Genomic DNA, 24,092 nt, shown 5'->3' with positions numbered 1-24,092 from the left:
GAAAACGCATAAAAAAAGGCGAAGTCGATTCGCCCTATTCCCATACCGGTCAATACCGGATCAGCGGGCGGATTTTAGCATTTCTCATTTGCCGCGCAGGCTAGGATTCTTCCGAATGGCGTCCGGGACTGCCCCCCCGGCTCCGGCGGCACGGAACCGGGGACCGAGTCAACCCGGGGAACCACCATTTCCAGGCCCTTGCGCCCCCCGTATCGTGGCCTGTCAGGGTAAGCCCCCATTACCCCGACGCCGCGCCCCCGATGGACGCAGCCCCTTCCACGCACGCTCAGAGGTACACACTGATGCCGTTCACATCTCCCCGCCTGCAACTCCTGCGCACCTGCATCGCCCTGGCCTTCATCGGCGGCGCCCCCGCCGCGCTGGCCGCGCCCGTCGCCGCCGTCCACCAAGCCGCCCAAGCCCAGCAACAGGCCATGCTGGACACCATGCGGGACCTGGTCGGCATCGAATCGGGCAGCAAGGACGTCGAAGGCGTGGAGCGCATCGCCGTCCTGATCCGGGACCGGCTCAAGGCGCTGGGCGGCACAGTGGAGATCATCCAGCCCGCCGACGTGTTCCGCCTGGACGACACGCCGGAGAAGGTCGGCCCCATGGTCCATGCCGAATTCAAGGGCAAGGGCCAGAAGAAGATCATGCTGATCGCCCACATGGACACCGTCTACCGCAACGGCATGCTCAAGGACCAGCCCTTCCGCGTCGACGGCGACAAGGCCTATGGCCTGGGCATCGCCGACGACAAGCATGGCGTGGCCGCCATCATCCATACCCTGACCCTGCTGCAGAAGCTGGGTTTCGAGGACTACGGCACCATTACCGTGCTGATCAACGGCGATGAGGAAATCAGTTCGCCCGGCGCGCGCGGCACCATCACCCGCCTGGGCGCCGACCAGGACGCGGTGTTCTCGTTCGAGGGCGGCGGCGCCGAGGCGCGCCTGACGCTGGCCACCAGCGGCATCGGCGCGGCCTACCTGACGGTGCAGGGCAAGACTTCGCATGCCGGCGCGCGCCCGGAAGGCGGCGTCAATGCGCTGTATGAACTGGCGCACCAGCTGTTGCAACTGGACAAGCTGTCCAAGCCCGAGGAAGGACTGAAGCTGAATTGGACCGTGGCCCAGGCCGGCACCAACCGCAACGTCATCCCGGGCCAGGCCACCGCCCAGGCCGACGCCCGCGCGCTGCGCGTCTCCGACTTCGACGCGCTGTCGCGCACGCTGGAAGAGCGCATACAGAAGAAGCTGCTGCCCGAATCCAAGGTCAGCGTGAAGTTCGAGGTGCGCCGCCCGCCGCTGGAAGCCACGCCGGCCTCGCGCGCCCTGGCCCAGCACGGCGTGCAGATCTACAAGGAACTGGACCTGCCGATGAAAGTCGTGGACCGCGCCAGCGGCGGCGGCACCGATGCGGCCTTCGCCGCCCTGAAGGCGCGCGGCCCGGTGATCGAAGGCATGGGCCTGAGCGGTTTCGGCGCACACTCCAACGACGCCGAATACATCCAGATCAACAGCATCGTGCCGCGCCTGTACCTGGCGGCGCGGATGATCATGGACGTGTCGCAGGACAAGGCGCCCATGAAGTAGGTCCGTCCAGGGACAGGCCGCGGCGTCTGCGCGCGCCGCGGCAGGCCGGGATCCGGCGTGCGGAAGGAGTATCCTTGCAACCCTGTACAAAAGAACCCGACGCAACACCTAAATGAGCGCAAAACTCCCCTCCTGGCCCTACTCCCGTTACATCGCGCACCGCGGCGGCGGCCGTCTGGCCCCGGAGAACACCCTGGCCGCCATGCGCGTGGGCGCCGAGCACGGCTTCACGATGTTCGAGTACGACGTCAAGCTGAGCAGCGACGACGTGCTGGTGCTGATGCACGACGACGACGTGGACCGGACCTCCAACGGCAAGGGTCCGGCCGCCGCCAAGACCTATTCGGAGCTGGCCCAGCTGGACTTCGGCAGCTGGCATTCGGCCGCCTACGCCGGCGAGCCGCTGCCCACGTTCGCCGCCGTCGCCCGCTATACGGTGGCCAACGGCATCGCCAGCAACGTCGAGATCAAGCCCTGCCCGGGCCGTGAAGCCGAGACCGGCCGCGCCGTGGCGCTGGCTGCCCGCCAGCTGTGGCAAGGCGCGGCCGAACCGCCGCTCTTGTCCTCGTTCGCCGAAGAAGCGCTGCAAGCCGCGCGGGAAACCGCCCCGGAACTGCCGCGCGCGTTGCTGGTGGAGAAGGTCCCCGCCGACTGGCGCGAGCGTCTGGTCAAATACGACTGCGTAGCCCTGAACATCAATCAGAAGGACGCGACCCGCGAACTGATAGCCGCCGTGCACGCCGCCGGCTACCGTATCGCGGCCTGGACCGTCAACGACCCGGAGCGCGCCCGCCTGCTGCTCGACTGGGGCATAGACGGCATTTTCACCGACGAGCTGGCCGCGATCCGGCCCGCCGCCTGAGGCAGAACGCCCGTGTTCAGTTACCGCCACGCCTTCCACGCCGGCAACCACGCCGACGTGCTCAAGCACGCCATCCTGATCCACACGCTGGATTACTTCAATAAAAAGGACGCGCCCTATTGGGTCGTCGACACCCACGCCGGCGCCGGGCTCTACAGCCTGGACAGCGACTGGGCCGCCAAGACCTCGGAGTTCGCCGACGGCATCGGCCGCCTGTGGGAAGCCGAAGACCTGCCGCCGATCCTGGCGGACTATGTCGCCCGGATCCGCGCCTACAACACCAACGGCCGCCTGCGGCGCTACCCCGGCTCGCCGTGGCTGGCGCTGGACGCGCTGCGCCCCTCGGACCGGCTGCGCCTGTTCGAGATGCACCCGACCGAAATCGACACGCTGGTCGCCAATCTTGAGCACCAGGGCCGCGCCGCGCAGCGCCAGACCACCATCTACGGCGACGACGGCTTCGAGGGCGTCAAGGCGCTGCTGCCGCCGCCCACGCGCCGCGGCATGGTGCTGATCGATCCCTCGTACGAGGACAAGAACGACTACCGCCGCACGTTCGTCACCATCAAGGAATGCATCAAGCGCTTCGCCACCGGCACCTACGCCGTCTGGTACCCGCTGGTGCAGCGCCGCGAGGCCAGCGAAATGGCGCGCCACCTGGAAAACCTGAAGGTCAAGAGCTGGCTGCACGCCACGCTGACTGTCAAGAAGGCCACCATCGACGGCTACGGCCTGCATGGCAGCGGCATGTTCCTGATCAATCCGCCCTGGACGCTGCATGACGCCCTGAAGCAGGCCATGCCCTATCTGGCGCGTACGCTGGGGCAGGATGAGCGGGCCGGCTTCACGCTGCAGTTCCGCGAGAATCCGTTCCCGGTGCCGAAGAAGCAGTCGGACGACTGAACGGTCCAGGAGGCGGATGTAAGCGCCCAAAATACAAACCCTGGTAATAGCCAGGGTTTTATCGGCAGTATGAATCCGATACCAGCTTCCTGGTATCGGATTTTTTTCGTCCATTAATGGCAAGCGCTGATTCTTGGCGAATTTTTCAACTCCCGCGATTATGTTGCGGCACCACCAATCCGCATCGCGGTAACCGGCCCGCCAGGGGCAAGTTAATCGGTTCCGGGCATTAGCAAATGACCGGGCGGAATAACCCCATTCCTATTCCCCGATGCCCGCGAGATTTCATCGCGCGAATTGACATTTGTTTTACGAAGATTGGCATTCATGCCACTTCTTTCGCCATTTCGAGTAAGGAGATAATCCCCGAAAACAAGCACGGCTCGCCCGCAAGGCGGTCGCTTCCGATATTGGAATCTCCATGACCAGGGAACGTAAGGTTGCATGCGCCGGCGTACTGCTCGTCATCATTTACGCCCTGCAATTCTTGTCGGCGCGAGCCAGCCTCCAGGGGCATATAACCCCCGCCGGCCTGACGGCTCTACGCTTCTATGCTGCGGCAGCGCTGTTCCTGCCCTACATCTGCAAGGCGCAAGCCCGGGCCCGCATCGCGCAGTTCGGCCTGGTCAAGATCGCTACCCTTTCCATCCTCGCGGGATTCCCCTATCTAATGGTGATCAACACCGGGATCTCGCTTACCTCGGCCGGATACGTAGCGACCCTGGGCCCGGGTTCGATCGTCTTGTTCTCGTTCCTTCTGCCCTTGTTCCTGTTGAAGGCCAAGCCCGATCGAGTGTCGATCATCAGTACCGGCCTGATCACCGTCGGCATCCTGCTGTTCATATACAACACGTTCCTGACCAAGGGCCTGTCACCGGCAGGAACCGCGCTCTTCCTGCTTCAGGGGCTGATGTTTTCGCTTTACGGCGTCCTCATCAAACGATGGCAGGTCAGCCCGGTTCTGGGAACCGCCGCCATCTCCCTGGCGTCCTGCGTGCCGGCATTCATCGCCCAGGCCGTGACGCCAACCGGATTCGCCGACTCCAGCGTGGCGGAAATCCTCTTCCAGGCCTTCACGCAAGGCATCCTCGCCGGCGCCGCCGCCATATTCCTATACAGCTACATCGTCCAGCAGGCCGGGCCGCAGCGGGCATCGTTGGTCATGCCCAGCGTTCCCATCATCACGACAGTGGCGGGTTGTCTTTTATTGAACGAACCACTGAGCGCAGTGCAAGTCATCGGCCTGGTTGCGATGGCTCTGGGCATGGCGATACCCGGCTTGGCAGCATTGCGGCGTACCCATCCCACGGCTGTTACTTCGATCTAGAAATTACTCGAAAGACATGGATGAGCAGGGAGTCCATATGTATATGAATGCGCAGCCACACCGCTATTGGAGCGGGCTGGCAGAAAATCGACTGACTCGCCGCACTTTCGCCGGGCTGCTGGATGGCCGGATTCCTTTCATCCGGATCTCGAATTTTGCATCACGCGAAGAGTGCGAGGCCTTGCTCGCAAGCGCAATGAAAGAAGGTTTCAGCCCGTATCGCGGCGTCGAACCTGTCATCGACCGGATCGGCAACACGGTGTTCGAATACAACAGCATTTCAAAGCATGAGTATTTCGAGAAGAACATCGAACTGAACCGTGTTCAGCAGCGCATGTTCGATGGCTCGTTCAACCCCATGGAACGGATCATCGGGCTGCTCCAGCGACAGGCACAGCGGTCCGCGGGCGTGGCGAAAAACATGGCGGGGAAGCCTTACTATGCCGGCCTGGTCCGGCGAATTGAGCAAGGCACTTTGCTCCATGTCGATTTCGCGCCGGGCGAGCAGCCTGGCTGGGAAGTCGCGGATGTGCGGGAGCAGTTGGCCTGGAACCTCTACCTGCGTGTCTCCGGCCCCAAGAGCGGCCATACCCATATCTACGAACGCCAGTGGCGACCGGCCGACGATGCCCTGAAGGAGGGAGTCTATGGCTACAACGCCCGTGTCGTAGTCGGCGCGGAAGAGGCAATATTTGCGCCGACCGTTGGCGAAGTGGTCATCTTCAACACCCGCAATTTCCACTACGTCGAGCCGGCCCGAGGCGAGCGCGTGTCCTTCACGTCCGCGATCGGTCGGCTTCCATCTGGCGAATTGGTGCTGTGGTCATGACCATCAATCAGAGGCTGGCCGGCAGGGCCTCGAACTACCGGGCGGCCGTCATGCCCGCGCCGCGCGGCGGCATCGAGATTCGCGAGTACCCCAGGCCGGCGCTATCGGCCGGGGAAGTGCTGATGCGGACGCATTACTCCGAAGTCTGCGGGACCGACGTACATATTCAGCAGGGACGCCTCCAGGGCGTCCCCTACCCCATCATTCCCGGGCACTTCGCTGTCGGCAGCGTCGAGGAGGTCAGCGGCGCCGTCGCCTCGGTGCTCGGCCGAGCCGTTCGGCCCGGGGACCTGATCACGTTCCTGGACGTGCACCGGACCTGCCATCGCTGCTGGCAATGCCAGGTGAGCAAGACCCCCACGCGCTGCCCGTCGCGAAAGGTCTACGGCGTGACGCATTCAGCCACGGAGGGGCCGTTGGGGGGATGGTCCGAATTGGTGCTGCTGCAGGACGATGTTGCGATCGCTCATCTGCCCGAAGACTTGAGTCCGCTCAGGTTCATCTCCGGCGGATGCGCGATGCCGACTGCCATCCACGCCGTCGAACGCGGCGCAGTGACGCTGGGCGATCTGGTCGTCATCCAGGGGGCAGGACCGGTCGGCATTTGCGCGGCGATCGCCGCGCGCCAGTCCGGCGCCGCGGTCTACGTCTGCGACATGGCCAGCCTGCGGCTCGCCGCCGCACGCCGCATGGGTTTCAACGTCCTGGACCTGGCGGCCGATCCAGAACGGCCCGTGGCCGCGCTGTTGGCCGAGGCCGCCGGCGGGCGGCTTGCCGATGTGGTCATCGAGGCCACGGGCGTTGCGTCGGCCATCCCGGCGGGCGTGGCCATGACGCGCGACGGCGGGCGCTATGTGGTCGTCGGCCACTATGCCGACTCGGGCGAAACGCGGCTCAACCCTCACCTCGATATCAACCGGAAGCATCTGGAAATCCGAGGCGCCTGGGGAATCGAATACAGCCATTTTCACAAGGCTATCGGCCTGCTTGGCGCACTCCCCGAAATCGGCGGCGTGGCATTCGAGGACGTCATGGCCACCACCTATGCCCTGGAGAACGTTCAGGAGGCCCTGGACGCCGTGCGCGACCGACGTGTGGTGAAAGCCGTCATTTCACTCCAGCCGCAAAGGGGATCTGCATGACAGCCGCTCACCGGATCGGGTTTGTTGGCGCCGGCTCGATGAGCCAGGCGATCCTGGCCGGACTCATTCGCAGCGGGCAGTTTTCGCCAGCATCCATGGGCGTGGTCGGCAAGACCGCCGCGCGCGCTGCCGGGCTCAGCGCACGCTTCAACATCGAGCATCACGCCAGCGTCCCGAGCCTGGCCGCGAAGAGCGAGGTGCTATGCCTATGCGTGAAGCCTCGCGACCTGCAAAACGTGGCCAAGGCGTTGGAGCAAGTTTCCCTGGAAGGGAAGCTGCTGGTCAGCACCGTAGCCGGAGTCGATCTGATGACGCTGCGCCAGCGCTTCCCTACCCCCTATCTGGTCCGGTCGATCCCCAACATAGCGTCAGCAATAGGCAATGGCGTGACGCTGTGGGCTGCGCAAGACCTGCCGGCCGACCTTCATGATCTGGTACGCCGGCTATGGCAAGCGGTGGGCATGTCCCTGGAAGTGACCCACGAAGACCACATCGACCTGGGATCTCCCATCAGCGGCGCAGCGCCCGCCTTCATGGGCATTTTCGCTGAAGCGCTAATTGAAGCCGCCGTCTTCCTTGGCCTGCCGAGAGATATGGCGGGCCAGCTCGTCCTGCAATCGCTGAAAGGAAGCTGCGAGCTGATCCAGCAGGAGAATTGCGATGCCCATCTGGTTCGACAGCGCGTGACCAGTCCCGGCGGACTGACCGCGGTCTGCATGGCGACGTTGGAAGCCAAGGGATTCCGCTCGGCCATGTTGGATGCAGTGGTGGCCGGACACGCCAAGACGAAAGAGCTCGGACGGCGGTCGAATACCGATTGAACCGTGGCAATGCCACCATCACAAAAGGACAGCAACATGGAACAAGACCTGTACTGCCGCGGAAAAAAACTCGACGCCCATCCTGCGCGTCTCGGGACGCTACGCGACTCGTCCGATATCGTTGATGACGGGAAGTTGCTGCAACAACGGATGGCCGAAGAAGGCTACCTGCTATTCCGCGGCCTGGCGGACCGCGAAAAGGTGCTGAGGGCGCGCCGCGAGATCCTGCTGAAGTACGCCATCATCGGTGAGATAGACGCGGTGAATCACGATGTGATGGATTCGATCCTGCAGGAACAGAGCTTCATCGCCCAAGTAAACCTGATTGCGTTCACCGAGAGCGTCCGCAGCGGTGTCGCCTACGAGGAACTGACGCAAGACCGGCGGATCATGGCCATTTATGAAAAGCTCCTGGGCGGGCAAGTCCGGACCTTCGATTTCAAGTGGCCACGCTTCGTCCGCCCCGGTGAGGGCACCGGCATCCACTCCGACAACATTTACGTATCGGGCGGGGCCAAGAACGTTTGGACGACATGGATTCCAATCGGCGACGTGGCGCTGGAAGAAGGCCCGATAGTCCTGCTGGAGAAAAGCCACCTGTCGACCAAGTTGACGAAGTACTGGAGCAAGGATGCCGACAAGGATCAAGTCGGCTGGCTGAGCGAAAACCCGCTGGGCGTGCAGGAGTCCATCGGCGGACGGTGGCTCACGTCCTCGTTCAGCGCCGGCGATATTCTCTGCTTCGACGTGCGCCTGGTGCACGCGTCTCTCGACAACCGCTCGCCCATCAAGCGCTGCCGCCTGACCTCGGACACGCGTTATCAACTGGCCGCGGACCCGTTGGACCAGCGATGGCATGGCAACGCCAACCCGCACGGCGGCCAGAGAAAGGTCTTCCTGCCCGGGATGGTGCGCAGTGTGGGAAACCGGAAATTCGAAGAGGAATGGAAGCCGGTCGATCAGTGGGGCCGCCTGGAGCGTTCCTCCGTCCGCACCGACCGGCTCGAATCGGCTTGAGCGTCCTGGCCGCCGCGTTCCGCAGAAAATGCGGCATCTGCGCATCCTCGCGAGAGCATCGGCCGCTGATGTATCATGCAATGGAAATCAGAACCTTCGTTCGTATTGCGAAAGGTGCCAGTATGGATGCAGCAAGCAGAAAGAATTCAAGCCCGAACGTCGTCTGCCTGATCTCGAACGAACTGCTCGCTTTCGAGTTCGGAATTGCTTATGAGGTCTTTGGGCTGCCCCGTCCCGACTTCGGGAACGACTGGTACCGGTTCGGTTGTGGCGCAGTGCGCCCAGGGACCATCCGATCCAGCGGCGGCCTTCCCGTCTATGTCCAACATGGCCTGGAATCCCTGGACGACGCGGACCTGATCGTCATCCCGGGCTGGCCCGACGTTGATTCTCCTGTCGAACGCTGCGTGGTCGAGGCGGTACGGCGCGCGCACCTGCGCGGAGCCCGCATTGCCTCGCTTTGTTCTGGAGTGGTGGTGCTTGCAGAGGCGGGCCTGCTGGACCACGGCAGCGCAACCACGCACTGGCGTTTCATAGACAACATCGCCCGCCGCTTCCCACTGGTCACGTTCGACCCGAATGTGCTGTACGTGGACCGCGGAGCGGTCCTCACATCCGCCGGCAGTGCCGCCGGCATCGATCTGTGCATACACATCGTGCGACAGGATTTCGGCGTGGAGCGCGCCAATATTGTCGCCAGGGGGCTGATCATGCCGCCGCATCGCGAAGGCGGGCAGTCGCAACTCATTTCGCAGCCGGTGCCCAGGGCCTATGAAGCAACGCGTATCGGGGCCGTGGTGGAGCGCATGAGGCAGAACCTCGGGGCAAACCATCCCGTCGAAGAACTTGCCCAACTCGCCGGAATGAGCCTGCGCACGTTTCAACGGCGGTTCGAGGAGCTGACCGGCTTCCCGCCCGGCGCCTGGCTGATGCGTGAACGCCTGCGTTTGGCCTGCGACCTGCTCGAGCACGCCACTGAACATGGCCTGGAAGAAATAGCGTCGCTGAGCGGCTTCGGAAGCCTCCCGACGATGCGCCATCATTTCAGAAAGGCGCTGAAGACTAGCCCCCGCAGCTACCGAAGGGTATTCCAACAAGCATCTCCCTTTCCTGTGGCCCCCGCAAAAGGAGCTGCAAGGGCGACACGCCTTCAGGCCTGAAAACTGCCTGGAACCCTGGGGCGCGGAGCGGCCGCCGCGTGCGTCCCGATCAGGCCAGTTCGCTCTCCGCGTCTTCGCGGCGCAGCGCCTCTTGCGCCCGGGCCAGCTTGGCCGCCGCATCGCGCAGCGCGGTACGCAGGCCCTCTTCGATCACGGGATGATAGAACGGCATCTCCAGCATGCGCGCCACGGTCAGTTCCTGCTGCACGGCCCAGGCCAGCAGATGGCCGATGTGCTCGGCGCTGGGACCGACCATTTCGGCGCCCAGGAAGCGGCCCGTCTCGATGTCCGCGTAGACGTGCAGCATGCCGCGGTTCTTCAGCATGACGCGCGAGCGGCCCTGATCGCTGAAGTCCACCTCGCCGGTCACGAAGGTGCCCGGCACCAGCCGCGCGTGGCCCTGGCCCGCCATGGCGATCTGCGGGTCCGAGAACACTACGGCCAGCGGCGCGCGGCGCAAGCCTTTGCGCACTTCCGGATAGCGGGCGGCGTTTTCGCCGGCGATGCGGCCTTCGTCGGCGGCTTCGTGTAGCAGCGGCGCGTCGGCATTGGCATCGCCGGCGATGAAGATGGGCGTGTCGCCCGCCTGCATGGTCTCGCGGTCGAACAGCGGCACGCCGTGCTTGTCCAGTTGCAGCGAGGTGTTCTCCAGCCCCAGCCCGTCCACGTTGGCGCGGCGGCCGGTGGCCACCAGCGCGTAGTCGAAGCGTTCGGTGCGCTCGGTGTTGTCCAACGCTACGTAGCGGACTTCCACCTCGTCGCCGACGCGGGTCGTCTCCAGCACGCGGGCGTCCGGATCCAGATAGAACTCGCGCTGGAAGATCTTGCGGGCGGTGTTGCGCACTTGCGGATCGCTGATGCCGGCCAGGCTGCCGCTGACGCCGAACACGCGCACATCGACGCCCAGGCGCGCCAGCGCCTGGCCCAGCTCCAGCCCGATCACGCCGGGACCGAACACGGCCACGCGGCGCGGCAGGTCGTCCCAGGCAAACACATCGTCGTTCAGGACCAGCCGGTCGCCCAGGGCGCGAAACGGCGGCGGCACCGAAGGGCGCGAACCGGTCGCGATCACCACACGGGACGCATGCACCTCGGTGTGTTCATCGACCTGCAGCACCGTGTCGGACACGAAGCGCGCGTAGCCGCGCAGCTTGTCTTCCGCGGGTATGCTCTCCACGCCTTCCAGCACAAAGCCCACGAAGCGGTCGCGCTCGCGTTTGACGCGGTCCATCACTTCGGCCCCGTCCACCGTGATCTCGCCACCCACATACACGCCGAACGGCTCGGTATGAGCCGCGTTGTGAGCCGCTTCGGCTGCGGCGATCAGCAGTTTGGACGGCATGCAGCCGACGCGGGCGCAGGTGGTGCCGTAGGGACCGCCTTCAATCAGCAGCGCGCGCTGGCCCGCAGCGCGGGCGGCGCGGTAAGCAGCCAGGCCGGCCGTGCCGGCGCCGATGACAGCGATATCGGTATGCAGAGTTTTCATGACTGGGTATCCCCCGATGTGGCGTGAAGCAGGAATTCAAAGGCGGGTTCCGCCTTGTTGCGCACCCTCAGGACGTAAGCCGTCCCGCAGCGCCCGCGAGGGGCCGCGCGCAAAGGTGCGCAAGAAGGGAAACTCGTGAAGTTGGCGGCGGGCGGCGAACCGCCCTTCCGCCCTGCCCGGCCCTGGGGTGAACCCAGGGACCGGCAGGTTTGCAGACGCTTAGGCGAAGTGCGCCTTGAGCTCTTCCAGGCCGCCGATCAACGAGCCGTTGATGAACACCTGCGGGGCGGTGCCCTTGCCGGACACGGCGCCGATCACACGGCCGCGGACCTTGTTTTCCAGCGGGATCTCGATCGGAGCGTAGCCCTTGGCATCCAGCAGCGCCTTGGCTTCGACGCAGAACGGGCAGCCCGGCTTGGAGAACACGACCACCTGGTCGGGCTTCTTGGCCGACGGGGCGAAGTACGCCAGCATGGTGTCGGCGTCCGACACTTCAAACGGGTCGCCTTCCTTCTCCGGCTCGATGAACATCTTCTGGACCACGCCGTCCTTGACCAGCATCGAATAGCGCCAGCTGCGCTTGCCAAAGCCCAGGTCGCTCTTGTCGACCAGCATGCCCATGCCTTCGGTGAACTCGCCATTGCCGTCGGGCAGCAGCGTGATGTTGTCCGATTCCTGTTCCTTCGCCCATTCGTTCATGACGAAGGTGTCGTTGACCGACACGCAGACAATGCTGTCCACGCCAGCGGCGAAAAACGCGGGAGCCAATTCGTTGTAGCGCGGCAGATGGGTCGACGAGCAGGTCGGCGTGAAGGCGCCGGGCAGCGAAAAGACCACGACGGTCTTGTTCTTGAACAGATCGTCGGACGTGACCTTCTTCCAGGTGTTGTCCTCACGGATCGGGAACGTGACGTTCGGAACACGTTGGCCTTCGCGGTTTTGCAACATTCAAATCTCTCCTTGGGGTAGCGGGGTTGTTTGATTAACCACCATGGAAAGAATGATAAATCCTTACTATCAATTGTTCAAATTTAATAAATTTAATGAATCGATAGATTTTAGCAATTAAGAAATAACTAGTGCGAGGCCGGACCTATCATAGCCCGGCCCCGCGCCAGGAAGAATTACACCGGGAGAGGCTGGTAGCCGGCGTCGCGGATCGCGTCTTCGATCCTGTCGGCGTCATCGGCGCCGGTCACCGTCACGCGGTGCGTAGGCAGGTCAATCGTGACAGTCGCGCCCGGCGCCGCCTGGTTCACCGCGGCCGTGATGGTCTTGGCGCAATGGCCGCAGGTCATGTCAGCCACTTGGAACTCGATGCTCATAGTTATCTCCATAGGATTCAAGGGTGATGGACATCGTTTCGTCCACCATGGAAAGCAGCTTAAACCTTCCCATTATGGAAAGGTCAAGCGTAGAATCGGATTCAGGCGACACAGGAGCAGAGCAATGAATATCGGAGAGGCATCGAAGAGTTCCGGCATTTCCGCCAAGATGATCCGTTATTACGAGAGCATCGGCCTCATCAGCCCCGCCGGGCGCACGGATTCCGGCTACCGCGTCTACAGCGACCACGACCTGCACACGCTGCGCTTCGTGCGCCGCGCGCGCGACCTGGGTTTTTCGGTGGAACAGATGAATGAGCTGCTGGCGCTGTGGCAGGACCGCAGCCGCGCCAGCGCCGACGTCAAGCGCATCGCGCTGGAACACGTGCAGGAACTGGAGCGCAAGGCCGAGGCGCTGCGCGACATGGCAGCCACCTTGAAGCATCTGGCCGAGCACTGCCAGGGCGACGACAGGCCGGACTGCCCCATCCTCGAAGGCCTGAGCTGCAAGCACTGAAGCGGCCCAGGCCCGCGGGTCACTCCTGGGCTTGCGCCTCGGCCGCTACCTTGGCGTGGTACGCCTCGGTGGCGGCTTGCTTGGCCGCCGCCTTCTCGGCGGCTGCCGCGGCCTTCGCCTCTTCCGCGGCAGCCGCTTCCGCCGCGGCCTGGATGGCGCGCTGACGCGCACGTTCCCGCACGATCTCGATGCCTTCGGCGTCCAAAGACTCGAACACGGCGATGGACTCGACGTGGCCGGTGTGCGGGAACATGTTGATGACCCCCGCGCTCTTGAGCACGTAGCCGCCCTCATGCACCAGGATGGCAGCGTCGCGCGCCAGCGTGGCCGGGTTACAGGACACGTAGACGATACGGCGGGGGCGCTCATGCGCGCCCAGCTCGGACAGCGCCTGCGACACCGCGTGCGCGCCTTCGCGCGGCGGATCGATCAGCATGCGGTCGAAAAAGCCCAGGCCGCGCAGCCAATCCACGTCCACCTCGAACAGGTTCAGGGTGGCGAAACTGGTGCGATCGCCCAGGCCGTGGCGCGAAGCCGCGTCGAATGCGCGGTCGGTCAGCGCCTTGCTGCCTTCCACGCCCACGGCTTCCCTGCCTTGCGTCGCCAGCGGCAGCGTGAAGTTGCCCAGGCCGCAGAACAGGTCGGCCACGCGGTCGGTAGGCTGTACTTCAAGCAGCTTCAAGGCGCGCGACACCATGGCGCGGTTGATGGCGTGGTTGACCTGCGTGAAATCGGTGGGTCGGTACGGCATGCGCAGGCCGAATTCCGGCATGGTGTAGGCCAGCGTGTCGCCGTGCTCGCGTTCCAGCGGATGCACCGTTTCCGGACCCTTGGATTGCAGCCACCACTGCACGTCGTGCTTGGCGGCGAAGGCACGCAGGATGGCGATGTCGCCGTCGGTCAGCGGCAGCAGATGGCGCAGGACCAGCGCGGTCACGCCCTCGCCCAGCGACACTTCGATCTGCGGCATGCGGTCCGGCGCGGACATGGAGCCGATCATTTCGCGCAAGGGAATCAGCAGGTCGCTGACGTGGCGCGGCAGCACATGGCATTCACGCATGTCGGCCACATAGCTGCTCTTGCGCTCATGGAAACCGACCAGCACCCCGCCCTTCTTCGGCACCACGCGCACCGACAGGCGGGCGCGGTAGCGGTAGCCCCAGGTCGGGCCTTGCAGCGGCGCCAGGATGCGCGCCGGGCGCAGTTTGCCCACGTGCCAGAAAGTGTCTTCCAGCGAACGCTGCTTGATGGCCACCTGGGTGCTGGGCTCCAGATGCTGCATGGCACAGCCGCCACAGACGCCGAAATGCGGGCAGCGCGGCGTCACCCGCTGCGAGGAAGGCCGCAGCACCTCGTCCACGCGCGCGATTTCATAGGACGGCTTGCGGCGCACCGTAAGCGCGGTGACCCGTTCGCCCGGCAAGGCGCCTTCCACGAAGACGACTTTCCCGTCGCGGCGGGCGATGCCCCTGGCTTCCAGGTCCAGGGATTCAATACTCAAAACGTCAGACATCTCACGCAGTCCACAAGAATTACACGCAACCCACTATTGTAGAAGGACTGCGGCCAATCCTGGAAATGATCGTAGCGGGGGCGGAACGCCCCGCTGACGCCCTAGCCCGGTGGCTGTCGGGCGATGTCCCTAGCGTGCATGCGCGGCCGCTGCAAGCGCAGCGCGGCCATGGCCGCCACGGCGGCAACGGCTCCCACGAGCGGCAGCCATGCCAGGCCGGCATGGGCGATGGTCAGGCTGCCCAGCCCGCCGCCGGCCGCGGTTCCAAGATTGAAGGAAGCGATGTTCAGGCCGGCCGCTACCGCCGTGGACTCGGGTACGTGGCGCTGCGCCAGCTTCAGCAGCCGGAGCGTCAGTAAGGTGACGATGCAGAAGAACACCATGCCCAGCACGCCCGCCAGCGCCACCACCGCCAGCCCTGATTCCCGCAACAGATGCAGTCCCGACAGGTTGGCTGCCAGCGCCGCCAGCGCCAGCAGTGCCGCACGGTCCGCGTCCATCGCGTCGGCCAGATAGCCGCCCAACAGATTGCCGGCAATCGAGCACAGGCCGAACAGCAGCATGGCCGCGCTGAGCGACCGCACATCCGCCCCCGTGACCAGCAGCAGATAGGGGGAAATGAAAGTGAAGAAACTGAACGTCGCCACACTGACCAGGGCGCCCACCCCGGCCGTCGCCAGCATGCGCGGATGCGCCAGCGCCTTCAAGCCTGCCCGCAAGCCCGCCTGCGGCTTGTCCTGCCCGCGCACGGGCATGAAGCGCAGCAGGCCGATGACCCCGGCCAGCGCCAACGCGCCCACGCCGCCGAAAATGGCGCGCCACGACCAGATGCTGCCCAGGAACGTACCTAGCGGCACCCCCAGCGCCAGAGCCAGCGTCAACCCGACCCACACCACCGACAGCGCCCGCCCGGCCCGCGGGGCCGCCACCAGCCTGGCGGCCGCATCCGAAGCCACCGCCATGAACACCCCATGCGCCAGTCCCACCACGAAGCGCACGCCCAGCAAGACCGGCAAAGTGGGCGACAGGCTCATCAGCAGGCTGCCCGCAGCCAGCACGGCCATGGCCAGCGCCAGGATGCGGCGGTCCGTCCAGGGCGCGAGCAGCGCGGTCACCAGCGGTGCGCCTATAGCTGCGCCCAAGGCGTAGACCGCGATCGAGGCGCCCGCCGCCTCGATGCTGGCGCTCAGGCTTGCGGCCATGGCCGATATCAGGCCGGCAGCAACAAATTCGGAAAGGCCGAATGCAAAAGTGCATACGGAAAAGATGTAGACGGCGACAGGCATGGCGATCTCGGACTCAAATGGAAAGGTCCGGCGCAAACCGCAAGCCGCTGTGAAGCGCCGGGCCGGATCCTGGGACTGAGCTTAGGGATCTGTCGCGGGTTCGTAAAATATCTTATTTATTAAAGAATAAGACTTTCAACGTCTGAAAAAGCCTGCTGCATGGTACAGACCAGACGGTCGCGCGCGGGCGACGCCCGGGCCGGATTCCAGGCCATCAACAGGTCCAGATGAGTCAGCGCCATGGGCGCGTCGCTCTCGATCGCGCGAAAGACGACATCGTCGCGCCGTTGCGCGGCCAGCGATCCTGGCAGCAGAGCGATACCGAAGCCCGCAGCCACCAATGCAATCAGCGTCTGCAGTTGACGCGCCTCCTGCGCCACCGCGGGCCGGAATCCAGCGGTCTGGCATAGCTGGATCAACTGGTCGTGCAGGCCCTGCCCCAAGCTTCTGGGCGATGCGACAAACGCCTCGTCCTTGAGCCTGGCGAGTTCGATCGAAGGCTGGTAGGCCAAGGGATGGCCTGCCGGGAGAGCCACGCAGAGGGGTTCGCGCAGCAGGGCCTGAAAACGCAGATCCGGCGTGCTGCCGCCCGGCGTGCGCAGGAATCCGATGTCCGCAGTCCCGCTCTCCAAGGCCTCGACCTGCTCTCGCGTCGTGCCTTCGCGCAGGGTGAACGCCACCGCCGGGCACGCCAGCCGGAAATCGCGCAAGGCCCGCAGCAACGAGGCATAGGGCGCGATGTTGATGAAGGTCATCGTCAGATGCCCGTCCATGCCCTGCGCCACCCGCCGGGTATGGGCCACGCCTTCGTCCAGCCCGTCCAGGATGTGCCGGGCCGTGTCCAAGAACGCCGCGCCGGCGGGCGTCAGGGCGACGCTGCGGTTGGTGCGTTCGAACAGCGTCACGCCTATCTCGGCCTCCAGCCGCCGGATGGCCTGGCTCAGCGGCGGCTGCGCCATGTGCAGGCGCTGCGCGGCGCGGTTGAAGTGCAGGGTTTCGGCCACCGCGATGAACTGCCGCAATAGGCGGGTTTCTATCATTGAAACCTCTGGGGTTTTGATTAGACTCCAACAGTATATTTTTTATTTAGCATAGACCTAAAAAAGGGCTTGCCGCCGACAGCTAATTGCTGCCTGAGGCAAGCCCAATGTCGGCGCGGTCAGGCGCCGCCACGGATACCGGTCAGAATGAACGCGCCACTGAAAACACCGCGCCCAGGCGGCCCGAGGGATGGCCGTACTTCGTGGGCAGCCAATTGTCCTTGGTGGCGCCCACGGCAGCCAGGCCCAGGATCCAGCCCTTCAAATCCTTGGTCACGCCCACTTTGTAATCGACGTAATGGCCGATGGAATCGCCGTCCATATTGGTCTGGTTCTTGAGCTTCTGATAACCCAGGTGGCCGACCAGGCCCCAGCCGTCGCCCAGGTCGAAGTTGGCGGTGCCGTCCAGGTACCAGGTGCCCTTGCTGTCCGGCGTGCTGAAGAAATCGCTGGGCGTGTACGAGTACTTGAGGCTGTAGTTGCCGTAAGACGCGCCCAGGTAGAGGTCGGTGTTGTTGTAGTTGCCGCCCTTCGGCGAGCTGGAGCCCGGGTAGTAGTAGTGCAGCACGCCCGCGTCCAGCGTAAAGCCGCCGCCTACGTCGCCCTTCCAGCCGCCGTAGAAATCCATCTCCAGGTTGCCGTCCGTGAACACGAAGTCGGAGACGTTGGAGTTCCAGTTGCCCAGATAGAAACCGGAACTGTGCGTCAGGTCGAAGCCCAGCTGCACAGCGGGCCGGAAGTCGGTCTGCGAATAGCCGCGGAAACGGTAGTCGCTGACGATGGCGGCGTTTCCGCTGAGCGAGAATCCGCCGCCCAGGTCGGTGGGTTCGGCCTGCGCCGTCGCGGTGAAACAAGCGGCGAGCGCCAAGGGCACGGCTAGCAACGTCTTCTTCATGATGCGGAGTCCTGATCGGATTTATCGAGTGGGAGATGGCTGTTGCGCATCCACAGGACCGGCTATGCAACATTTCGTACCGGTTCCCACTTCACCAAGCAATGTCCGTGCCAGGTCTGGCGCAGGCCAAAGCAGCCGCGCCTGCGCCAAGGCGCCGCCTGCCGCGCACCAGGACAGTGCAGGCGCAGGCCCGCAAGCACGCATTCGTGCGTCACAACGGGGAGTCCGCGCCAGACAGGTTCGCTCTTTGGATCTCCCCAGGGCGTGACTCGGGGTCGCCAAATGAAAAACCCCGGCACGCGGCTGCGTGTCCGGGGTAGTAGGCCTGGGCCGGCCAGGAAGGCCGGTTGCGGCGCTTAGTTGGCGGCGGGCTTGGCCGGTGCGGCAGACGCGGGCGCTTCAGCCCTGCCCTTGCCATGACGCCCTTCCATCCGGGCGTGGCGCTCCTGCATCCGGTCCTGGCGTTCCTTGACGAATTTGGTCACCTGGCCGCGTTGGGTGTCGTTCAGGCTGTCCCAGACGGCTAGCCACTGGTCGCGGACCTGCTTGGCTTGGGGGCCGAAGGCATCACGCGATTTCTCGGACTGCTCGACCAGCGCGCGGGGATCAAGCTTGCCGCTGTCCAGTTGCGCCTTAAGCAGATCGTGGCGCTTGCCGCCGGAAGCGCGCATGGCTTCGTGCAGGCTGCGTTGTCCGTCCTGCGCGGTCTTGAACAGGGCCTGTTGCTTGTCGTCCAGTTTCAGCTCGGCGACCTGTGCCTTGGTCACGGGACCCAGGCCCGGAATAAAGAGGCCGTCGCGCATGCCTTTATGGAAGCCGCCGCGCTGGCCATCGTGCATCGCGGCAGGACCGCCGTCAGCGGGAGGGGGAGGCGCAGCCATGACGGAGCCGGCCAGCAAGCCGCCCGTCGCGGCGACAAATGCAAGAGCGGCCAAATTGGAGCGGATAGCGAATCGGGACATGTAGGTCTCCTGAAAGTGAAGAAAGCGAGGCCATTGTGCGATTGCCCCGGTTTCATCCAGGTTTCGTCCGCGCAAGCAATGTTTCAGTCGATTGCGCAGGCTCCAGACGCAGGAACGGGGCCGCGCGGGCCCCGTTTCCATCCTGCTTGCCGGAAGACGGATCTTCCGGCCGCCATCGCGTTCAGTTGGCGTCCCAGGCCGCCATGTATTCCTTCCAGTGCGGCGCGTCGCTGGCGCTGAGGGAATCGCGCACCAACGCGATTTCCGCTTCGTAGGAGGTGCGGTCGAGTTCGCCGCGCAGGAAGCGGAAACGGCAATACACCAGCCAGGTGTTGACCACGTCGGTTTCGCAATAGGCCCGCACCTCGTCGGCGCGGCCCTGGCTCCAGGCCTCCCACACCTTGCTGCCGTCCATGCCCAGCTTGCCGGGAAAGCCGCAAAGCTTGGCCAGTTCGTCCAGCGGCGCGTTGGCGCGGCCGTTGTACTTGGCCAGCAGGTCCATCAGGTCCAGGTGGCGGGAGTGGTAGCGCGAGATGTAGTTGTTGAACTTGAAATCGCGGTCTTCCTCGCCCATGTCCCAGTAGCGCGGCGCGGGCACGCCCTGGATCAGGCTGCGGTAATGCAGCACCGGCAGGTCGAAACCGGAGCCGTTCCAGCTGACCAGCTTGGGCGTGTAGCGTTCGATGGTCTTGAAGAAGCCCGCCAGCAAGGCGGCCTCGGGATCGTCGGGCTGGCCCAGCGTCTTGACGCGAAAGCCCTGGTCATCGCGAAAGACGCAGCCCACCACTGCCACCTTGTGCAGATGCAGCGGCAGGAAATCATGGCCCACGGCCTCGCGGCGCGCGGTCAGCGCGCGCTCGACCACTTCCTGGTCGGAAACGTCGGGTCCCCAGCCGTTGAGCTTGCGCAGCCCGTCGGCGTCGGGAATGGTTTCCAGGTCGAATACCAGGGTGGGCGTCATTTGGCAGGCAGGTACTGCATGGGGTCCACCGGCTGGCCTTGGCGGCGGATCTCGAAGTGCAGGCGCGGCGAAGTGGTGTCGCTTTGGCCGAGTTCGGCGATCTTGGCGCCGCGCTTGACCGTCTGGCCGGTCTTCACCAGCACCGCGCGGTTATGCGCATAGGCCGTGATGAAGCCGTTCTGGTGTTCAACGATGATCAGGTTGCCCAGGCCGCGCACGCCGTTGCCGCTGTACTTGACCAGGCCGTCGGCCGCGGCGGTGATGGGATCGCCCAACGCGCCGGCGATGTCGATGCCCTTGCTGCTGTTGTTGAAACCCTGCACGATCTGCCCGCTGGCGGGCCAGGCCCAATTGATGACGGCGGCGTCGGCCGCGCGCGTGGCGGGCTTGGTTTCAACCGGCGCCGTGGGTGGCGGCGTGGTTGTTTCGGTGGTGGGCGGTGGCAAGGTTTCCGGCTGGTCCAGCGGACGCGGCTGCGGCTTGACAGCCGCGATCGGCGCGGTTTGCGCGCCGCCGCTGGCGCCGCCGGACATCTTCAGGACCTGACCGACCGAAATCTGGTTGGGGTCGCTAAGGTTGTTCCAGCGCTTGACGTTCTCGATGTCCACGTTGTTGGCGCGGGCGATCTTGTACAGCGTGTCGCCCGGCTTCACCACATAGCTGCCGCCGGTCTGGGTGGCCGGCGCGGGTTGCCCGCCGGTCATGTCGACCACCGGGGCGCGAGTACCTTTGGAAGCGCAGCCAGCCAGGATGGACAGGCTGAGAGCCCCCGCGATGAAGAGCGGGCGGCGCAGGCGCGTCATGGACGCGCCCAGGGTGATATCGGTCAGTTGCAACTGCCCGTTGAGCATACGTTTCTCCTGTTTGCTCAAGATTGTATTCCGGCCCGTAGCGGCACAAAGCGCACGGCCTCTAATTCTGTGCGTTTCCAGCTGGCGGCGCCTGTGCGTTCGATAAGAACCAGGCGCTGGTTGGCGCCCCCTTCCGGGGCGATCAGGCGGCCACCCGGCGCGAGCTGCAAGAGCAGCGCCTGCGGGATGGCAAGGCCAGCGGCAGCCACAACGATAGCATCGAACGGCGCCACGCCGGGCAGGCCCAGCATGCCGTCGCCGTAGATCAAGCGGATCCTGGTGGTGAGCCGCAAGGCGCGCAGATGCTCGCGCGCCAGCTCATACAGTCCACGGATGCGTTCGATGGAGTGGACCTCGCGCACGAACTGCGCGAGCACCGCCGCCTGGTATCCGCAACCCGCGCCGACTTCCAGCACGCGGGTGGGCGTGCGGTCGTCGCAGGCCGCGGCGATCATGCGCGCCACCACCCAAGGTTGCGAGATGGTCTGCGAATGGCCGATGGGCAGCGCCGCGTCTTCGTAGGCGCGGCTGGCCAGGGCTTCGTCGACGAACAGATGGCGCGGCACGGCGCCCATGGCATTGAGCACGCGTTCGTCGGTAATGCCCTGCGCCCGCAGCCGTTCCACCATGGCCTGACGCAGGCGATCGGAGTTCAGGCCCAGATTGCCGCCGGACGCCGGCGTGGGCGCCTGCGTCTGGCGTTGCAGCGTGGCTGCGGAAATGCGCGTATTGCTGTTGGCAGGCGTGACGCCAGGACTGAGCCGGCCCGAGTCATAGCGCACCGGGCCGGTACGCCCAGGCACGGGCTGGCTCACGTCCGGTTGGCTTACGCGTTTGCGCATAGCGGCTCCGCCCAGGTCCGGATCTCGTCGAGCTGGCTGTGCTGGGTCAGGTCCAGGCGCAGCGGCGTGACCGAAACAGTGCCTTGCTCGACGGCATGGAAATCGGTGCCCGGCGTGGCGTCGGCCGCCATGCCGACGGGTCCGATCCAGTAGACGGTATCGCCATACGGCGTGGTCGTGCGCACCACGGGCTGCGAGGGATGGCGCTTGCCCAGGCGCGTGACTGCGAAGCCATGCATGTCTTCGAAGCGGCGGCTGGGAATGTTGACGTTCAGCAGCACCGGCGCCGCCAGCGGCTGGGCCAGATGGCGCTCGACCACCAGGCGCGCGGCGCGCGCGGCGGAATCGATGTGCGCCCAGCCCTTCTCGGCCAGCGAGAAAGCGATGGCGGGGATGCCGAACAGATAACCTTCGCTGGCGGCGGCCACGGTGCCCGAATACAGCGTGTCGTCGCCCATGTTGGCGCCATTGTTGATGCCGGACACGACCAGGTCGGGCCGGGTATCCATGAGGCCGGTGAGGGCCACGTGCACGCAGTCGGACGGCGTGCCGTTGACGGCGATGTAGCCGTTGGAGGCGGTGCGCACCGACAGCGGCCGATTCAGCGTCAGCGAATTGGACGCGCCGCTATGGTTGGTCTCGGGCGCGACGACGGTGAGATCGCCCAGGCCCTGCAGCGCGTCAACCAGCGCCTCGAGCCCGGGGGCGGAGTAACCATCATCGTTCGAAACCAGAATTCGCATTGTGCATCCGAAAGAAAATAAAACGCGGGTGAACGCGTCGGATTGTACCGTCCGCGGCCCTCATCCGTGCGATCGGCTGGCAGACGGGCGCCGGCGTGCCGCTCGATAACCCGTAGCCGGCCCCGGCCCCGGGCGCGGTAGAATCCGCAGCCATTACGGTAACAACACAACAACAACGGACCCCTTTCATGGCGATAAACGACCCCTCCCTGGTCTTCAGCGCTGCGCTCATCCTGCTGGCCTACCTGATCGGCTCCGTGCCGTTCGCCGTGGTCGTCAGCAAGCTCATGGGCTTGCAGGACCCCCGCAGCTACGGCTCCAAGAACCCGGGCGCCACCAACGTGCTGCGCACCGGGAACAAGACGGCCGCCGCGCTGACGCTGCTGGGCGACGCCGCCAAGGGATGGTTCGCGATCTGGCTGGCCGAAAAATTGGCTCCCGGGATCACCCCCGTCGCGCTGGCGCTGGTGGCGTTGGCCGCCTTCCTGGGCCATCTGTACCCGATCTTCCTGCGCTTCAAGGGCGGTAAGGGCGTAGCCACCGCCCTGGGCGTGCTGGTCGCGATCCAGCCCTGGCTGGCGGTTGCCACCGCAGCCACCTGGCTCATCGTCGCGGTGTTTTTCCGCTATTCGTCGCTGGCATCCCTGGTGGCGGCCTTTTTCGCCCCCGTGTACTACGTGTTCGGCTCCGGCCTGGCCTGGTATGCGCAACCGCCCATGGGCGTCGCGCTGGCGGTCATCGGCGTGCTGTTGTTCTACCGCCACCGCGCCAACATCACGCGCCTGGTCCAAGGCACGGAAAGCCGCATCGGCGGCAAGAAGAAGTAGGCGCAATACGCGTATGTGACAGGGCGGCCCCAGGGCCGCCCTCTTCATTTCAGGCGATGTCGGCCAGGTCCCAGCGCGGTTTGACGGTAAAGCTGTGCGCATCCGGGTCCAGGGTCGCCAGGCCGGCCTTGACCCGCTCGGCGGCCGCGAAGGCGATCATGGCGCCGTTGTCGGTACACAGTTCCAGCGGCGGGAAATAGGCGCGCGCCTTGAGCGGCTTGAGCGCGGCGTCCAGCTTGGCGCGCAGCAATTGGTTGGCGCCCACGCCGCCGGCCACCACCAAGCGCTTCAGTCCGGTCTGTTTCAGGGCTTTGATGGCCTTGGCCGCCAGCACTTCCACGATGGCGGCCTGCGTGGCCGCCGCCAGGTCGGCACGGGCCTGCTCGTCCAGCCCGCCCGCCGCCTCGGCGGCCTTGACCCGGGTCAGCACGGCCGTTTTCAGGCCGCTGAAGCTGAAATCCAGGTCACCGCTGTGCAGCATGGGCCGCGGCAGGTCGAAGCGCGCGGCGTCGCCGCTGGCGGCCAGCCGCGACAGCGCCGGCCCTCCCGGATAGCCCAGGCCCATCAGCTTGGCCGACTTGTCGAAGGCTTCGCCCGCCGCGTCGTCCAGCGTTTCGCCCAGCAATTCGTAGCGGCCCACGCCGTCCACCCGCATCAGCTGCGTGTGCCCGCCGGATACCAGCAGCGCCACGAAGGGAAAGTCCGGCCGCGGGTCCGCCAACATCGGCGACAGCAAATGGCCTTCGAGGTGATGGATGCCGATGGCGGGCAGATGCCGCGACCAGGCGAACGACTGCGCGACGCTAGCGCCCACCAGCAAGGCGCCGGCCAGGCCGGGGCCGGCCGTATAGGCCACTGCGCCGATATCGGACATCTGCAGGCCCGCTTCCTCGAGGACTTGCCGCGTCAGCGGCACGACGCGGCGGATATGGTCGCGCGAGGCGAGTTCCGGCACCACGCCCCCGTATTCCTGGTGCATGGCGATCTGGGTATGCAGCGCATGCGCGAGCAGACCGCGTTCGGTACAGACGGCTGCGACACCGGTTTCGTCGCAGGAGCTTTCAAAGCCGAGAATAATCATGGCGGCAGAGTTTACAACTGATGCGAAAATACGCCCGTTTATGAAAAACCGGCGGGCAACCCGGCCCGCCCACAACAACCCGCAATCCTGCAAACACATTGGGGACT

At 65.1% G+C, this 24,092-nt stretch carries 24 protein-coding genes; 11 read left to right on the top strand and 13 right to left on the bottom strand.

The features are described 5' to 3' along the window. Positions 1-302: 302 nt before the first annotated feature. The 9 genes from WBB14_RS25630 to ftrA all read left to right on the top strand — a co-directional run bounded on the left by WBB14_RS25630 (position 303) and on the right by ftrA (position 9,656). On the top strand, positions 303-1,595 hold the full coding sequence (locus WBB14_RS25630) for a M20/M25/M40 family metallo-hydrolase (protein WP_424242261.1): 1,293 nt from the start codon (positions 303-305) through the stop codon (positions 1,593-1,595). A gap of 112 nt (positions 1,596-1,707) precedes the next feature. Next, positions 1,708-2,457 carry a glycerophosphodiester phosphodiesterase gene (gene ugpQ / locus WBB14_RS25625; RefSeq protein ID WP_424242260.1) on the top strand — a complete coding sequence of 250 codons (750 nt, stop codon included), beginning with the start codon at positions 1,708-1,710 and terminating at the stop codon, positions 2,455-2,457. A 12-nt stretch (positions 2,458-2,469) separates the two neighbouring features. After that, entirely contained in the window at positions 2,470-3,360 is an 891-nt protein-coding gene (locus WBB14_RS25620; protein ID WP_013394037.1) for a 23S rRNA (adenine(2030)-N(6))-methyltransferase RlmJ, read from the top strand. A gap of 421 nt (positions 3,361-3,781) precedes the next feature. Beyond that, positions 3,782-4,687: a DMT family transporter gene (locus tag WBB14_RS25615; RefSeq protein ID WP_424242259.1), complete on the top strand. Its 906-nt coding sequence runs from the start codon at positions 3,782-3,784 to the stop codon at positions 4,685-4,687. Between the two features lie 37 nt (positions 4,688-4,724). Continuing rightward, a complete protein-coding gene (locus WBB14_RS25610) occupies positions 4,725-5,516 on the top strand; it encodes a hypothetical protein (protein ID WP_424242258.1) in 792 nt (263 codons plus the stop codon). Beyond that, entirely contained in the window at positions 5,513-6,658 is a 1,146-nt protein-coding gene (locus WBB14_RS25605; RefSeq protein WP_424242257.1) for a zinc-binding dehydrogenase, read from the top strand. Before WBB14_RS25610 ends, WBB14_RS25605 begins: the two co-directional genes overlap by 4 nt. Continuing rightward, positions 6,655-7,479, top strand: coding sequence for a pyrroline-5-carboxylate reductase (gene proC / locus WBB14_RS25600; RefSeq protein ID WP_424242256.1), 825 nt, complete (start codon positions 6,655-6,657; stop codon positions 7,477-7,479). Before WBB14_RS25605 ends, proC begins: the two co-directional genes overlap by 4 nt. A 36-nt stretch (positions 7,480-7,515) precedes the next feature. After that, entirely contained in the window at positions 7,516-8,496 is a 981-nt protein-coding gene (locus WBB14_RS25595; protein ID WP_424242255.1) for a phytanoyl-CoA dioxygenase family protein, read from the top strand. Further along, on the top strand, positions 8,493-9,656 hold the full coding sequence (gene ftrA / locus WBB14_RS25590) for a transcriptional regulator FtrA (RefSeq protein WP_424242254.1): 1,164 nt from the start codon (positions 8,493-8,495) through the stop codon (positions 9,654-9,656). The genes WBB14_RS25595 and ftrA overlap by 4 nt, the downstream gene beginning before the upstream one ends. 49 nt (positions 9,657-9,705) lie before the next feature. Here ftrA and WBB14_RS25585 read toward each other — a convergent pair whose 3' ends face one another. The 3 genes from WBB14_RS25585 to WBB14_RS25575 all read right to left on the bottom strand — a co-directional run bounded on the left by WBB14_RS25585 (position 9,706) and on the right by WBB14_RS25575 (position 12,467). Continuing rightward, entirely contained in the window at positions 9,706-11,142 is a 1,437-nt protein-coding gene (locus WBB14_RS25585) for a dihydrolipoyl dehydrogenase (protein ID WP_424242253.1), read from the bottom strand. Positions 11,143-11,361: 219 nt separating this feature from the next. Continuing rightward, a complete protein-coding gene (locus tag WBB14_RS25580) occupies positions 11,362-12,090 on the bottom strand; it encodes a glutathione peroxidase (protein WP_424242252.1) in 729 nt (242 codons plus the stop codon). Between the two features lie 176 nt (positions 12,091-12,266). Then, on the bottom strand, positions 12,267-12,467 hold the full coding sequence (locus WBB14_RS25575; protein ID WP_424242251.1) for a heavy-metal-associated domain-containing protein: 201 nt from the start codon (positions 12,465-12,467) through the stop codon (positions 12,267-12,269). A gap of 124 nt (positions 12,468-12,591) precedes the next feature. Here WBB14_RS25575 and cueR point away from each other — a divergent pair, with 124 nt between their 5' ends. After that, positions 12,592-12,984: a Cu(I)-responsive transcriptional regulator gene (gene cueR, locus WBB14_RS25570; protein WP_332014118.1), complete on the top strand. Its 393-nt coding sequence runs from the start codon at positions 12,592-12,594 to the stop codon at positions 12,982-12,984. Positions 12,985-13,003: 19 nt separating this feature from the next. On the opposite strand, the gene rlmD is transcribed toward cueR, so the two are convergent. From rlmD to surE, 9 genes are all read right to left on the bottom strand, one after another. After that, positions 13,004-14,497: a 23S rRNA (uracil(1939)-C(5))-methyltransferase RlmD gene (gene rlmD, locus WBB14_RS25565; protein ID WP_424242250.1), complete on the bottom strand. Its 1,494-nt coding sequence runs from the start codon at positions 14,495-14,497 to the stop codon at positions 13,004-13,006. Between the two features lie 101 nt (positions 14,498-14,598). Further along, positions 14,599-15,783 (bottom strand): MFS transporter, encoded by a 1,185-nt coding sequence (locus tag WBB14_RS25560; RefSeq protein WP_424242249.1) that lies wholly within the window; start codon positions 15,781-15,783, stop codon positions 14,599-14,601. A 119-nt stretch (positions 15,784-15,902) separates the two neighbouring features. Then, positions 15,903-16,823 (bottom strand): LysR substrate-binding domain-containing protein, encoded by a 921-nt coding sequence (locus WBB14_RS25555; protein ID WP_424242248.1) that lies wholly within the window; start codon positions 16,821-16,823, stop codon positions 15,903-15,905. Positions 16,824-16,965: 142 nt separating this feature from the next. After that, the gene (locus tag WBB14_RS25550) at positions 16,966-17,718 is read right to left on the bottom strand and encodes a TorF family putative porin (RefSeq protein WP_424242247.1); all 753 of its coding nucleotides are present in this window, start codon (positions 17,716-17,718) and stop codon (positions 16,966-16,968) included. A 356-nt stretch (positions 17,719-18,074) separates the two neighbouring features. Beyond that, positions 18,075-18,680 carry a hypothetical protein gene (locus WBB14_RS25545; RefSeq protein ID WP_424242246.1) on the bottom strand — a complete coding sequence of 202 codons (606 nt, stop codon included), beginning with the start codon at positions 18,678-18,680 and terminating at the stop codon, positions 18,075-18,077. Positions 18,681-18,861: 181 nt separating this feature from the next. Continuing rightward, positions 18,862-19,641 (bottom strand): 3'-5' exonuclease, encoded by a 780-nt coding sequence (locus WBB14_RS25540; protein ID WP_424242245.1) that lies wholly within the window; start codon positions 19,639-19,641, stop codon positions 18,862-18,864. Beyond that, complete coding sequence (locus WBB14_RS25535; protein ID WP_424242244.1) at positions 19,638-20,492, bottom strand: peptidoglycan DD-metalloendopeptidase family protein; 855 nt, start codon at positions 20,490-20,492, stop codon at positions 19,638-19,640. Before WBB14_RS25535 ends, WBB14_RS25540 begins: the two co-directional genes overlap by 4 nt. 17 nt (positions 20,493-20,509) lie before the next feature. Further along, positions 20,510-21,334, bottom strand: a complete 825-nt coding sequence (locus tag WBB14_RS25530) for a protein-L-isoaspartate(D-aspartate) O-methyltransferase (protein WP_424242243.1) — start codon at positions 21,332-21,334, stop codon at positions 20,510-20,512. Continuing rightward, positions 21,319-22,077, bottom strand: coding sequence for a 5'/3'-nucleotidase SurE (surE, locus tag WBB14_RS25525; RefSeq protein WP_013394050.1), 759 nt, complete (start codon positions 22,075-22,077; stop codon positions 21,319-21,321). The genes WBB14_RS25530 and surE overlap by 16 nt, the downstream gene beginning before the upstream one ends. A 188-nt stretch (positions 22,078-22,265) precedes the next feature. Between surE and plsY the strand changes: the two genes are divergently transcribed. Beyond that, complete coding sequence (plsY, locus tag WBB14_RS25520; protein ID WP_424242242.1) at positions 22,266-22,904, top strand: glycerol-3-phosphate 1-O-acyltransferase PlsY; 639 nt, start codon at positions 22,266-22,268, stop codon at positions 22,902-22,904. Between the two features lie 49 nt (positions 22,905-22,953). Here plsY and tsaD read toward each other — a convergent pair whose 3' ends face one another. Then, on the bottom strand, positions 22,954-23,985 hold the full coding sequence (gene tsaD / locus WBB14_RS25515) for a tRNA (adenosine(37)-N6)-threonylcarbamoyltransferase complex transferase subunit TsaD (RefSeq protein WP_424242241.1): 1,032 nt from the start codon (positions 23,983-23,985) through the stop codon (positions 22,954-22,956). Between the last annotated feature and the right edge of the window lie 107 nt (positions 23,986-24,092).

The sequence above is a fragment of the Achromobacter sp. genome (assembly GCF_049647645.1).
In the GTDB taxonomy this organism is placed as follows: domain Bacteria; phylum Pseudomonadota; class Gammaproteobacteria; order Burkholderiales; family Burkholderiaceae_B; genus Achromobacter.
The sequence above is the reverse complement of the archived record's forward strand: the minus strand, read 5'-3'. Positions and strand labels throughout refer to the sequence as shown.